Raw genomic sequence first — 11731 nt, 5'->3', positions numbered from 1 at the left:
CGGGCATAGCCGAAGTAGGGGATGGCGGCGGTGATGCGACCGGCCGAGGCGCGCTTGAGCGCGTCGACCATGATCATCAGCTCCATCAGATTGTCGTTCGCGGGCGCACAGGTGGACTGGAGCACGAAGACATCCTTGCCGCGCACGTTCTCCTGGATCTCGACCTGGATCTCGCCGTCCGAAAAACGGCTGACCATGGCTTTGCCGAGGGGTATGCCGAGAATTCTGACGACTTCTTGCGCAAGCGCCGGATTCGCGTTGCCAGTAAAAACCATCAGGCCGTCATGGCTGCTCATCATGCACCTGCTGCTGGAGAGGCGGGAACTGCGGGAATGTTTGGCAGGGGAGGAAGGACTCGAACCCTCGCATGCCGGAATCAAAATCCGGTGCCTTGACCAACTTGGCGACTCCCCTACACTGACTCTGAGCTTCGTCGGGCCTGCGGGACAGCCCCGACGATGCGAAACCTATGACGCGAAAGCGAAGAGTGGATGGGTATCCAAACTCGATGCCACGGCGCTGACCCAATCTGCAGGCAGCTTGGCTTGCGCCGCTTCCGCTTCGGCGATGCTCCGGAACGCGGCAAACACACTCGAGCCCGATCCGGTCATCCGTGCCGGTGCTATGGGTTCAAACCACTCAAGCACCTGCGCGACTTCCGCGTATTTTCCCACGACAACAGGCTGCATGTCATTCCGGCCGTAGCTTTCAGGCCATCTTGCGCTGCAGCTTTGCTGTGCAAGAAAGTCCGTAATTGTGACGGCTTCCGAATCTCTTGTCAACGACTTATCGGAAAAAATCGCTGCGGTCGGAACATGCACCCTCGGCGTGACCACCAGAAAGTTGCGCGGCGGCAATTGTACAGCCTCGAGCGCTTCTCCAACACCCTGTGCGAACGCATTTTTCCCGAAGACGAAGAACGGCACGTCGGCACCGAGCTGCAACGCCAAGGTTTGCAGCACGTCGCGGGCCAGATTCAGCTTCCAGAGCCGGTTCAGCGCAAGCAGCGTCGTGGCTGCATCGGAGCTGCCGCCGCCGAGTCCGGCGCCCATCGGCAGATGCTTGTCGATCTCGATGTCCACGCCGAGCGTCGTGCCCGTATGGCGCTTGAGCAGCTCGGCCGCGCGCACGACCAGGTCGGTTTCCTGCGGCACGCCCGGTATGTCGGTCGTGCGGCGCACGAGCGCGTCGTCGCGCAGCGTGAAATGCAGGACATCGCCCCAATCGATCAGCTGGAAGGCCGTCTGCAGCGTGTGATAGCCGTCGGGCCGCCGGCCCGTGATGTGCAGGAACAGATTGAGTTTGGCGGGGGCCGCGCACTCGCGCAGCGAATCGGTCGTTTCGATCATGTGAAAAGCGGGTTGAAGCGAGCCTCGCGCAATCAGCGGTCGAGCACGAGCTTGATGTCGAGGGGCGGGTTCTCGCGCGTCAAATCGAGTCGCTTGACGCCCGTCGCGGGGGCATCGGCGTAGGCGAGGTACTGGATCGTCCAGCCTTCTTGGTCGATTTCCTTGAGCCTCGAGCTTTGGTCCGGATCGACGACGGTTTTCGCACGCGAACTGGGCGCCGGCGACGACGCGAGCCAATAGCGCAGCCCTTCGACGGGCAGGGCGAAGCCGAGCGTGTGCTGCATGAGGTCGGTGACGTTATCGGCGGTGACGGGCTGGCGGTTCGGCAGTTCGAGCGAGGCCGACGCGGGCGAGGACGTCACGATCGCGAGCGTTTGCCCCAGGGGATTGAGCAACTGCAGCGTGACGGTATCGCCTTGCTGCTGCCAGTCGAAGTTGCCGTAGGCGTTGCGCGATTTGCCGTTCTGATCGAGGTAGCGGACCGCGAAGCGGCCATGGTAGGCATGGCTCGTCTGCGTCGACAGCTCCGGCGTGGCGTTCGAGGTCGAGGGACCGTGCGGGGACGTGGCGCAGCCGGCGAGCGCGACGGCGAGCGCGGCCGCCGCACCCAGCGAAGCGCGGCGCGCGTGCCTAAAAACGGAAGACAAGGCTTGCATCAGAGATTGTTTGCGTTGACCTGAAAGCGTTCGAGCGTTTTGACGAGAGTGTCGTTGTCGGGCTCGAGCTTGCGGGCGCGGCGCCAGGCGTCGAGCGCCTGCGTTTGTTCGCCGCTCTTCCAGAGCACTTCGCCCAGATGCGCACCGATCTCGGCGTTGGGCTGAATGTCGTACGCGCGCTGGAGCAGCTTGGTCGCGTCGGCCGTGTTGCCCCTGCGATACTTGACCCAGCCCAGGCTATCCATGATGAACGCGTCGTTCGGCGCGAGCGCCGAGGCCTTTTCGATCAGCTTGTCCGCTTCGTCCAGCCGCTGGTTGCGATCGGCGAGCGAGTAGCCGAGTGCGTTGTAGGCCTGCGGGTTGTCGGGCTGCTCCTTGATCAGCTTGCGCAGCACGCTTTCCATGAGGTCGTAATGGCCGTTCTTCTCGGCCGCCATCGCGTAGTCGTACTGGATCTCGGGGTCGTTCGGGAACGCATCGTTCGCTTCCTGCAAGCGCGCTTCGGCTTCGCGATAGCGCTTCGCGTCGAATAGGATGGCCGAATCCGTACGCGCGATCAGCGCTTGCTCGCGCGGGTCGGCCGGCTGCAGATCGGCGAGGATCTTGCGCGCATCGTCGACTTTGCCGGCTTTGGCGAGCAACTGCGCCCGCGTCACGCGCGCCGCCGCGTATTGCGCACTCGACGGCGGGACTTTGTCGAGCCATTTGCCCGCGTCGTCGTCGTGCTTTTGCTCGAGCGCGAGCTGTGCGAGATACAGATACGCCTGGCCCGGATCGGCGCCCGGCGTTTTCTCGGTCAAATCGGCGTACTGCAGGAGGTACTTCTGTGCGGCGTCGTATTGCTTCTGCTGAACCTTGATGAGGCCGAGCGCGAGCAGCGGCATCGGATCGTGCGCATCCATCGAGCGCAGCGCCTCGAACTGCTTTTGCGCGTCGTCGAGCCGGTCGCTCGACAAATACAACTGGGCCAGCGCGAGACGCGCATCGCGCGCCTTCGGATTTTGCTTCACGTACGACTCGAACGACGCGATGCCTTCCTTGCGCTCGTCGGGCCCCATCTGGCCCAGCGAAAGGGCGGCGGGCAGGAAATCGGGCTTGATCTTGAGCGCGTGCTCGAAGGAGGCGCGCGCACCGGGCCGATCGTCGGCGAGCAATTGCTGGCGGCCGATCGCCAACTGCGCCTCGGGCCGGTCCATGTCGTTTTTCAGCAGATCCTGCAGAACCTGCAATCCGCCTACGCGGTTGGGCCCGCGCGAGATGAGCGTTTGCAGGGCGAGCAAGGCGTTGCCGCGGTTCTCGGCGGGCACTTTGGCCAGCTCGCTCGCGAGCAAGGGCTTGGCGTCGTCGGGCTTGCCCGACAATACGAGCAGCGAGGCGTCGAGCTGCACGGCGCGCTCCGAACCGGGCGCGTATTCGTGCCACAGTTGAGCCGCCGCCAGCGCATCGGACGGGCTTTGCGCCGCCAGCGCGATTTCGGCCGCGCGCTGCGCCATGCGCGGATCGTGCGTATCGCGGGCCAGCGCGAGATAAGTTTGGTAGGCAGGTGCCGGCTGGTCGCGCTGCAAGGCGATTTCGGCGGCCAAGACTTGGAAGACGATCTGGCTCGACAGCGCGACGTCGGGCAGATCCTTCTTCTCGTCAGGCAGGGCCGGGCCGAACAAATCCGATGGGCTCGCGGCGCTGTCGTCCGCCGGAGCCGGATCTTGCGCGTGCGCGGGCAGCGCGACGAACGTCCAGGCGCACAGGACAGCGGCGACGATGCGGCCCGCCGGCGCGAGGCGCCATGCGGGGCGGGCGCCGACCGGGCGCCTGAAGAGCTGCTTGATGGACAAAATCATGGAGATCCGTTCGAGGTTTCGGTCGATTGTAACGCGCTCGCTACAATACACGCAGATTGGACCATGCAAGTTACACACCTATCCCCACCTATTTAGACATGCCCGAGCTGCCAGAAGTCGAAGTCACACGCCGCGGCATCGAGCCGTATGTCACCGGCCGCCGCGTCGAGCGCGTCGACGTGCGCACGAACGCCTTGCGCTGGCCCGTGCCGCCCGAGCTCGCGGTCGCGCTGGCGCGCCAGGCCGTCCGAAAAGTCGAGCGGCGCGGCAAATACCTGCTGTTCGAAACCGACGCCGGCTGGTTCATCGTCCACCTCGGCATGACCGGCACGCTGCGTGTGCTGATGAACGAACAAGCGGCGCCGCCGGCCAAGCACGATCACATCGACTGGATCTTCGACGAATTCGTGCTTCGCTACCGCGATCCACGCCGGTTCGGCGCCGTCCTGTGGCACGAGCGCACCGCGGGCGACGTGCGCGCCCATCCCCTGCTCGCGAGCCTGGGCGTGGAGCCGTTCAGCGAGCAATTCAGCGGCGAAGTCATTTTTCGCGGTACGCGGGGACGCACGGCGTCCATCAAGCAGTTGCTGCTCGCCGGCGAAATCGTGGTCGGCGTGGGCAACATCTATGCATCGGAGAGCCTGTTTCGTGCCGGCATTCGGCCGACGACGCCGGCTGGCCGCGTATCGCTCGCGCGCTGCGAACGTCTGGCCGACGCGGTGCGCGCGACGCTGGCCGCCGCGATCGAGCGCGGCGGCAGCACGCTGCGAGACTTCGTGGGAAGCGACGGGTCGAGCGGGTATTTCCAGCTCGACTGTTTCGTCTATGATCGTGCGGGGCAGCCGTGCCGCGTGTGCGGCTCGCCTATTCGCCAAATCGTCCAGGGGCAACGCTCCACTTACTACTGCGCGCACTGCCAGCGCTGACCGCCCGCCTCACATGCCCGCATTCCCGACCCCGGCGGAAGATACCGCCTCGCCGCTGCAAGCGGCATTCGCTTCGCGCCTGATCGAGTGGCAACGCCGTCATGGGCGTCACGATTTGCCGTGGCAGAACACGCGCGATCCGTACTGGATCTGGTTGTCCGAGATCATGCTCCAGCAGACGCAGGTGTCGACGGTCATTCCGTATTACGCGAAATTTCTCGCTCGCTTTCCCGATGTCGCGGCCTTGGCGAGCGCGCCGATCGACGACGTCATGGCGTTGTGGGCGGGCCTCGGCTATTACTCGCGCGCCCGCAACCTGCACCGTTGCGCGCAGGCGGTGGTCGAGCGGCACGGGGGGGTGTTTCCGGCTTCGCCGGAGGCGTTGGCGCAATTGCCCGGCATCGGCCGCTCGACTGCGGCGGCGATCGCTTCCTTCGCATTCGGCGCGCGCGCGACGATTTTGGACGGGAACGTCAAGCGGGTGCTGGCTCGCGTCTTCGGCATCGAAGGTTTTCCGGGCGAAAAGCGCGTCGAGAACGCAATGTGGACGCTGGCCGAGCGCTTGATGCCGGCGTCGGACGCGTCGAGCGACGACGTGAGCGCTTACACGCAAGGGCTCATGGATCTCGGGGCGACGCTGTGCGTGCGCGGTAAACCTGACTGCGCCCGCTGCCCGTTCGCGACCGATTGCGTGGCCCATGCGACGGGACGCCAGCGCGAGTTGCCGGCCGCGCGGCCGAAGAAGACGGTGCCGACGCGCCGCACCTGGATGCTCGTGCTGCGCGACGGCGCCTCGGTGCTGCTCGAGCGGCGGCCGCCATCGGGCATTTGGGGTGGCCTGTGGAGCCTGCCCGAGGCGCCCGACGAAGCGGCGCTGGCCGAGCGCGCCCAAGCGTTCGGGGCCGCCGAAGGATTCGAGCGTTTGGCCCCGCTTGCCCATACGTTCACGCATTTCAAGCTCGAGATCGAGCCGCGTTGCGCCGATCTAGGCCGTGAATCGAGCCGGCGCGGCATGCTGAATTCAGTCGGGATCGAAGCGCGCGACGACGCGACGGCCTGGGTGCCGCTGGCTCAAATCGACGACTATGGCGTGCCGGCGCCCGTGCGCAAACTGCTCGACGCGCTCAGCGGGTCACTGGTCTGAGGATAGTTGGCGCGCTGGCGGTGCGCGTGAGCGCCCCTGTCAAAGCAACTGATGTTGCTGCATGTAGTGGTGGACCGCGTCGATGCGCGCGTTGGCATCGGCCAGTTCCATGAGCTTTTGGCGGGCGCGCAGGGGAATCTGAAGGATTTCGGACAGCCGATTGGCGACCCAGCTTGGATCGTCGAAGCGGAACGGCTGCGCGAACGGCACGCTGTCGGGATCGCGCTCGCGGATCGTATCGATGATCCGCTCGAGCACCTCGGCGCAGGCGCCGAACTTCGTGATCGCTTCGACACCTTCGAGCGGCATGTCGTCGGGCAGGGGTTCGGCCATGCCGACGAGCAGCCCGCTCGGCTCCTTGCGATGCGACAGCAGACGGAACCGCCGCGTCCCGCGCGCGCGCACGAGCAGCATGCCGAAATCGTCGACATCGCATTGCTCGATCGTCGCAAGCGTGCCCACCGCCTCGGGCACGCAGGGCACGTTTTCCTGAGCGACTTCGCCGCCGCTCTTGAGCAGGCAGACGCCGAAAGGCGAGCTATCGCGCAGGCAGGCGCGCGCCATGTCGAGGTACCGAGCCTCGAAAATCTTCAACGGCAACAGCCCGTCCGGAAACAGGACCGTGTTTAGGGGAAAGAGCGGCAGATCAGCGTAGACGGCAGGCGTAGAGGTCATGGCGCACGCTTCGAATTGCCGCGTAGGCCGCGGCGGGTTAAGCCACCAAACGTGACGATTCGCCGACGGCGACCGGCGCATCGCGATGTCGAACGATGACGGTCGCTTGGCGCGAGAGCCGCGCGGCGAGCGTTTCGGCGATGAACACCGAGCGATGCTGTCCGCCCGTGCATCCGATCGCGACGGTCAAATAGCTGCGGTTGTCATCGCGAAAACGCGGCAGCCATTTCATGACGAAGGCGTGGATGTCGTCGATCATTTCATGCACGATCGGCAACGCGTCGAGGTAATCGATGACAGGCTGATCGCGCCCGGTGAGCGGGCGCAGGCGATGATCGTAATACGGATTGGGCAGGGCGCGCACATCGAAGACGAAATCGGCGTCGAGCGGCAGACCGCGCTTGAACCCGAACGACTCGAACATCAACATCAAACCTTCGCGCTGCTCCTCGATGAAGCGCGTAACCCATGCGCGCAATACATTCGCGCGCAGATTGCTCGTATCGATCTGATGGCCGAATTCAGCGAGGGGCGCCACGAGCTCGCGCTCGCGCTCGATCGCTTCCTCGAGCGAGGCGAGCAGGCCGACGTCGGCGTCGTGAGCGGGCGTGCCCGAGAGCGGGTGGCGCCTGCGCGTTTCCGAAAAACGTTGGATCAGCGACTGGGTGCTTGCATTCAAAAACAGCACGCGCACGTCGTGCGCGCTCGCCAAATCGCGGATGATGCCCGGCATTTCGTCGAGCGAGGCGCTCGAGCGCGCGTCGATCGCCACGGCCAGCCGCTCGTGCCCCTGGTCCTCGCTCGCGAGGTACTGGGTGAGCGCGGGCAGAAAGCGCGGCGGCAGGTTGTCGACGCAGTAGTAGCCTGCGTCGGCGAGTGCGTTCAACGCGACGGATTTGCCGGAGCCGGAAATGCCGGTGATCAGAACGATGCGCATGGGGGAAGAACCAGTTCGTTTCATCATAGCACTTGCGTCCGGGCTCGGTCGTGCCGTCGAAAGACGAATTGCCGATGCGCTCGAGCGGGCGCGCCCTCCCGAGCGCGCTGCTTAGGACTGCTTACATGAGCTTGCCGGGCAGCTGGCTATCGGGATCTTGCATCGCAATGCGCTGCCGATCCATGAAATCGCGCAACGTGTCGATCCCGCGCAGCTGCAAGATGGTATTGCGCACGGCGGCCTCGACGAGCACGGCCAGGTTGCGGCCGGCCGCAACCTGAATCGTGACTTTGCTGATCGGCAGCCCGAGCACGTCGACCGTCTGGCTCTCGAGCGGCAGACGCTGGAATTCGCCGTCGGGCCGGCGCACGAGCTGAACGATCAGCTTGAGCTTCATTTTGCGGCGCACCGCCGTTTCCCCGAAGATCGTCTTGATGTCGAGCAAGCCCAGGCCACGCACTTCGAGCAGGTTCTGCAGCAGCGGAGGGCAGCGTCCTTCGACGAAATCCGGGCCTAGCCGCACGAAATCGACCGCATCGTCAGCGACGAGCCCATGGCCGCGGCTGATGAGTTCGAGGCCGAGTTCGCTCTTGCCGAGACCGGAGTCGCCCGTGAGCAGGACGCCCATGCCGAGGATATCGAGGAACACGCCATGCAGCGTCGCCCGCGGCGCGAGGATGCGCGACATGTACAGACGCAGGCTGTCGATGACGGCGGCGGGCGACATCGGCGTCGTAAAAAGCGGCGTGGACGAGCGCGTGCAGCGCAAGACGAGTTCGGGCGGGGCGGCGACGCCGCCGGCGACGACGAGAAACGGGGGCTCCAGGGCGATCAGCTCGGCCATGTGGCGCGAGCGGTCCTCATCGGTTTGGCGCTGGTAATAGTTGACCTCGGCCTCCCCGAGCACCTGAATCCGGTTCGGGTGGATCAAGTTCAAGTGGCCGACGAGGTCCGCGCTCGACGTTGCATTGGCGACCGTTTCGGCCGAGAAGCCGCGCTCCCAGCCCTCATGCCCCGTCAACCAGCTCAGTTTGAGCATGGCCGCGTTGTCGTCGAAAATGCTTTGGGCGTTGATGCTGGAGGTATCCATGAATCCCTTGCTCCTGATTGACCGCGACGCGCGCGGCGACGACGTGCGCCGACCTGCCCGCCAAGGCCGATGAACGGCGCGGCAAGCGCACCGGGCCGGCACGCTGGAGCCTGACGGCTCGAGCGCTACGGCAAGCTCAAGGGTGCCATTGGGTGAGCAGGCGATGCAACTCTTCGCGATTCGGTTCTGTGTGCAGGCGTTCGCGCGCTTCGCGATCGGACAGCAACTGGGCGATTTCCGAGAGGATTTCCAAATGCTGCTGGGTGGCCTGTTCGGGAACGAGCAAAAAGATCAGCAGCGAAACGGGCTGTCCGTCGGGCGATTCGAACGGGATCGGCTGGTCCAGGCGAACGAACGCGGCGAGCGGCTGCTTCAGGCCCTTGATGCGCCCGTGAGGGATCGCGACGCCTTCCCCGAGCGCCGTGGAGCCGAGCCGTTCGCGTGCAAAGAGATTGTCGGTGACTGCGCTTCGGGCGATTCCGTTCTGGTTTTCGAAAATCAGGCCCGCTTGCTCGAACACGCGCTTCTTGCTGGTAACGGAAAGGCCGATAACGACGTTTTCGAGCGGAAGAAATTTGGCTAAACGATTCATGTTGGCAGGCTAACGCGTCGCCTGGGCGCTCCTCGCGGCAACTGGCTGGTTGTCGATTTTCGGCCGTGCGCGCGGCATTTCTTACCGGCGCTGTCGGGCTGCGGTCCGGCCGGCTGCCCCTTAATAACCGGCACATTATAGAACAGGGCTCGACCGGATGGTGCGCCGCGCCAAGCAACCAAGGCTCGGAGGGGCGCGCCCATAAAAAAGCCGCCCGAAACGGGGCGGCCTCTTACGCGGGGTGAGACGGCCTCGGCGTCGACCGTCGTCTACTGCTGTGCTTGCTCGCCGATCGGCGGCACGTCGTGATGTTTGATCGCCTCGTGCTGATGTTCTTGGATGCGCCCTTTGTGGCGGACGACTTGGCGGTCGAGCCGATCGACCATCAGATCGATCGCGGCGTACAGATCGCCGTTCGCGCTTTCGATGAAGATATCCTTGCCCTTTAAGTGAAGGCTGATTTCAACCTTTTGCCGCTTATCCTTTTCCTTATGGTTGTCGACCGAGAGGACCACATTGCCATCGATCACCTGATCGAAATGTCTTAGCACCTTGTCGAGCTTGGTGACCACGTATTCTCGCAACGCCGGCGTAACTTCGAGATGGTGTCCACTGATCTTCAGATTCATAGTGCTCTCCAAACAAATGGCTGCCTGGCACCATCGGTGCGGCAGCGCCGGTCGGGAGCGGCCCGCTCGAGTCATCACCCCGCGTGACTGACGAGCGGCGGGTCGTATCGGCCGGCCGATGCCGCTGATGGCGTTGGGGCCGGTAAACGCTCTCCGCAAAACGCGGAAAGCCTAAAGAGACTTGCGCAAGTTAACTGCCGGGATCTTGAGTGCTTCGCGGTACTTGGCAACCGTCCGGCGTGCGACCACGAAACCTTGCTCCGCCAGCAGTTCGGCTATGCGGCTGTCCGAAAGGGGAGTTTTCGAGTCTTCGGCTCCTATCAGTTGCTTGATGAGCGCGCGAATGGCCGTGGATGAGGCCGCGCCCCCCGTATCGGTCGACACGTGCGAACCAAAGAAGTACTTAAATTCAAGCGTCCCGAATGGGGTGAGCATGTACTTGCCGGTTGTCACACGCGATACAGTCGATTCGTGTAGGCCCAGCGTATCAGCTATTTCCCGCAAAACCAAGGGGCGCATCGCGATTTCGCCATGCACGAAAAAGTTCTTCTGGCGCTCGACGATGGCCTGAGCCACGCGCAAGATCGTTTCGAAACGCTGCTGGATGTTCTTGATCAGCCAGCGCGCTTCCTGCAGTTGCTGGCGCAGCGAGCCGCTGCCCGGATCGCCCCGGTTATTGCGCAAGATGTTCGCGTAGAGATGATTGATGCGAAGGCGCGGCATCACCTCCGGATTGAGCTCGGCCTGCCAGCCCCCCGCGACTTTCCTCACCATGATGTCCGGCACGACGTAATCGGCTTCCGCCTTGCCGTATGCCGCGCCCGGAAAGGGCTCCAGCGAACGGATCAGCGCGTGCGCGTCGCGCAGCTCGTCGTCGGTCGCTTTCAGCTGCTTGCGCAGCCGCGTGAAATCTCGCGCGGCAAGCAATTCGAGATGGTTGGCCGAAATCTCGAGCGCGAGCTTGCGCGTGGGGGAATCGGGCAGGCGCAGCAGCTGCAGCCGCAAGCATTCCGACGCCGAGCGCGCGCCCACGCCGGCCGGATCGAAGCTCTGGAGCAGCGCAAGCGCCGCGCCCAGTTCGTCGAGGTCGACTTCGAGTTCTTCGGGCAAATCGGCCAAGACCTCGTCGAGCGAAGACGTCAGATAGCCGTCGTCGTCGAGCGATTCGATCAGAAACGTGATGAGCGCGCGGTCGCGCTGGCTCGCTTGCGTGACGCGCAGCTGCGCCATGAGGTGGTCGCGCAGCGTGGTCGTCGCCTCGTGGATCTGCAGCGGCGGTAGGTCGTCGTCGTCGGAGGCGGTCGGCGAGCGGCCGTAATCGTCCAGATTCCACTGCGACGAATCGCCGCCGTCGTTGCTTCCGAGCGCGCCGTAGTCATCGCCGCCCGCGCCGTCGTTTCCATCGCTGCGCTCGGTGCTTTCCGGCGTGCTGGCTCCGCTCATCGGTTCGGGCGCGGACGATGTCGGCGCCTGGGCGATCACCGTGCCGTCGGCCGCGACGCGCAACGGGCTCGCGATCCATTCGTCTTCCGATTCGAGCAGCGGGTTCTGCGCGACGGCCATCGCGACTTCCTGCTGCAGTTCGAGCGTCGACAACTGCAGCAATCGGATCGACTGCTGCAGTTGAGGGGTGAGCGCAAGATGCTGCGATAGGCGGAGTTGGAGGCTGGCTTTCATGGCATGGTGTCTTTCATTTTAGAGACTTTGCCTCGCGCCGGTAACCTTGGGGCGCCGACGACACGCGACCGCGCGGGGGCGCGCCGCCGCGGCCTACGCCGTCCGCATAACAATGGGGGTAAACGTGATCCGGACCTTACATCCGGAAGTGCTCGCCGAGATAGACCCGGCGCACGCTCTCGTTTTCGATGATCTCGCGCGGGGCGCCCGCCGCGAGC

At 64.5% G+C, this 11731-nt stretch carries 12 protein-coding genes, 1 tRNA gene and 1 pseudogene; 2 read left to right on the top strand and 12 right to left on the bottom strand.

Annotated elements, in window-relative coordinates; translation table 11 throughout:
• The 5 genes from prs to ACTHNR_RS14525 form a co-directional block, all read right to left on the bottom strand.
• A partial coding sequence (gene prs, locus ACTHNR_RS14545) for a ribose-phosphate diphosphokinase (protein ID WP_440548361.1) occupies window positions 1-296 on the bottom strand: 296 nt, incomplete at its 3' end.
• A gap of 41 nt (window positions 297-337) precedes the next feature.
• A tRNA-Gln gene (locus tag ACTHNR_RS14540) sits at window positions 338-414 on the bottom strand.
• A gap of 53 nt (window positions 415-467) precedes the next feature.
• Entirely contained in the window at window positions 468-1349 is an 882-nt protein-coding gene (gene ispE, locus ACTHNR_RS14535; protein ID WP_440548360.1) for a 4-(cytidine 5'-diphospho)-2-C-methyl-D-erythritol kinase, read from the bottom strand.
• Between the two features lie 32 nt (window positions 1350-1381).
• The gene (gene lolB / locus ACTHNR_RS14530; RefSeq protein WP_440548359.1) at window positions 1382-2005 is read right to left on the bottom strand and encodes a lipoprotein insertase outer membrane protein LolB; all 624 of its coding nucleotides are present in this window, start codon (window positions 2003-2005) and stop codon (window positions 1382-1384) included.
• Complete coding sequence (locus ACTHNR_RS14525) at window positions 2005-3843, bottom strand: tetratricopeptide repeat protein (RefSeq protein ID WP_440548358.1); 1839 nt, start codon at window positions 3841-3843, stop codon at window positions 2005-2007. Before ACTHNR_RS14525 ends, lolB begins: the two co-directional genes overlap by 1 nt.
• Before the next feature lie 98 nt (window positions 3844-3941).
• Here ACTHNR_RS14525 and mutM point away from each other — a divergent pair, with 98 nt between their 5' ends.
• Both mutM and mutY read left to right on the top strand, forming a co-directional pair.
• Complete coding sequence (gene mutM / locus ACTHNR_RS14520; protein ID WP_440548357.1) at window positions 3942-4769, top strand: bifunctional DNA-formamidopyrimidine glycosylase/DNA-(apurinic or apyrimidinic site) lyase; 828 nt, start codon at window positions 3942-3944, stop codon at window positions 4767-4769.
• A 13-nt stretch (window positions 4770-4782) separates the two neighbouring features.
• On the top strand, window positions 4783-5913 hold the full coding sequence (mutY, locus tag ACTHNR_RS14515; protein ID WP_440548356.1) for an A/G-specific adenine glycosylase: 1131 nt from the start codon (window positions 4783-4785) through the stop codon (window positions 5911-5913).
• A 39-nt stretch (window positions 5914-5952) separates the two neighbouring features.
• Here the strand turns inward: mutY and ACTHNR_RS14510 are convergent, their stop codons facing one another.
• The 7 genes and pseudogenes from ACTHNR_RS14510 to ACTHNR_RS14480 form a co-directional block, all read right to left on the bottom strand.
• Window positions 5953-6588, bottom strand: a complete 636-nt coding sequence (locus ACTHNR_RS14510; RefSeq protein ID WP_440548355.1) for an LON peptidase substrate-binding domain-containing protein — start codon at window positions 6586-6588, stop codon at window positions 5953-5955.
• Window positions 6589-6625: 37 nt separating this feature from the next.
• Window positions 6626-7525: an RNase adapter RapZ gene (gene rapZ, locus ACTHNR_RS14505; RefSeq protein ID WP_440548362.1), complete on the bottom strand. Its 900-nt coding sequence runs from the start codon at window positions 7523-7525 to the stop codon at window positions 6626-6628.
• A gap of 121 nt (window positions 7526-7646) precedes the next feature.
• Window positions 7647-8615 (bottom strand): HPr(Ser) kinase/phosphatase, encoded by a 969-nt coding sequence (gene hprK, locus ACTHNR_RS14500; protein WP_102609100.1) that lies wholly within the window; start codon window positions 8613-8615, stop codon window positions 7647-7649.
• A gap of 136 nt (window positions 8616-8751) precedes the next feature.
• On the bottom strand, window positions 8752-9207 hold the full coding sequence (locus ACTHNR_RS14495) for a PTS sugar transporter subunit IIA (RefSeq protein WP_440548354.1): 456 nt from the start codon (window positions 9205-9207) through the stop codon (window positions 8752-8754).
• A 269-nt stretch (window positions 9208-9476) separates the two neighbouring features.
• Entirely contained in the window at window positions 9477-9836 is a 360-nt protein-coding gene (hpf, locus tag ACTHNR_RS14490; RefSeq protein WP_440548353.1) for a ribosome hibernation-promoting factor, HPF/YfiA family, read from the bottom strand.
• A 171-nt stretch (window positions 9837-10007) separates the two neighbouring features.
• Complete coding sequence (locus ACTHNR_RS14485; protein WP_440548352.1) at window positions 10008-11513, bottom strand: RNA polymerase factor sigma-54; 1506 nt, start codon at window positions 11511-11513, stop codon at window positions 10008-10010.
• Between the two features lie 136 nt (window positions 11514-11649).
• Window positions 11650-11731 (bottom strand): annotated as a pseudogene (locus ACTHNR_RS14480) (LPS export ABC transporter ATP-binding protein); the annotation flags it as partial.

Origin of the sequence: Trinickia sp., from assembly GCF_051954495.1 — a bacterium.
Classification (GTDB): domain Bacteria; phylum Pseudomonadota; class Gammaproteobacteria; order Burkholderiales; family Burkholderiaceae; genus Trinickia.
This window is presented reverse-complemented; position numbering and strand designations above follow the sequence as displayed.

What these genes read in the sequence shown, in the direction of transcription:
- ACTHNR_RS14525 (WP_440548358.1), bottom strand. Translation starts at nt 3,843, where the DNA reads ATGATTTTGTCCATCAAGCAGCTCTTCAGGCGCCCGGTCGGCGCCCGC.
- lolB (WP_440548359.1), bottom strand. Translation starts at nt 2,005, where the DNA reads ATGCAAGCCTTGTCTTCCGTTTTTAGGCACGCGCGCCGCGCTTCGCTG.
- ACTHNR_RS14485 (WP_440548352.1), bottom strand. Translation starts at nt 11,513, where the DNA reads ATGAAAGCCAGCCTCCAACTCCGCCTATCGCAGCATCTTGCGCTCACC.
- mutM (WP_440548357.1), top strand. Translation starts at nt 3,942, where the DNA reads ATGCCCGAGCTGCCAGAAGTCGAAGTCACACGCCGCGGCATCGAGCCG.
- rapZ (WP_440548362.1), bottom strand. Translation starts at nt 7,525, where the DNA reads ATGCGCATCGTTCTGATCACCGGCATTTCCGGCTCCGGCAAATCCGTC.
- ispE (WP_440548360.1), bottom strand. Translation starts at nt 1,349, where the DNA reads ATGATCGAAACGACCGATTCGCTGCGCGAGTGCGCGGCCCCCGCCAAA.
- mutY (WP_440548356.1), top strand. Translation starts at nt 4,783, where the DNA reads ATGCCCGCATTCCCGACCCCGGCGGAAGATACCGCCTCGCCGCTGCAA.
- hpf (WP_440548353.1), bottom strand. Translation starts at nt 9,836, where the DNA reads ATGAATCTGAAGATCAGTGGACACCATCTCGAAGTTACGCCGGCGTTG.
- ACTHNR_RS14510 (WP_440548355.1), bottom strand. Translation starts at nt 6,588, where the DNA reads ATGACCTCTACGCCTGCCGTCTACGCTGATCTGCCGCTCTTTCCCCTA.
- ACTHNR_RS14495 (WP_440548354.1), bottom strand. Translation starts at nt 9,207, where the DNA reads ATGAATCGTTTAGCCAAATTTCTTCCGCTCGAAAACGTCGTTATCGGC.
- hprK (WP_102609100.1), bottom strand. Translation starts at nt 8,615, where the DNA reads ATGGATACCTCCAGCATCAACGCCCAAAGCATTTTCGACGACAACGCG.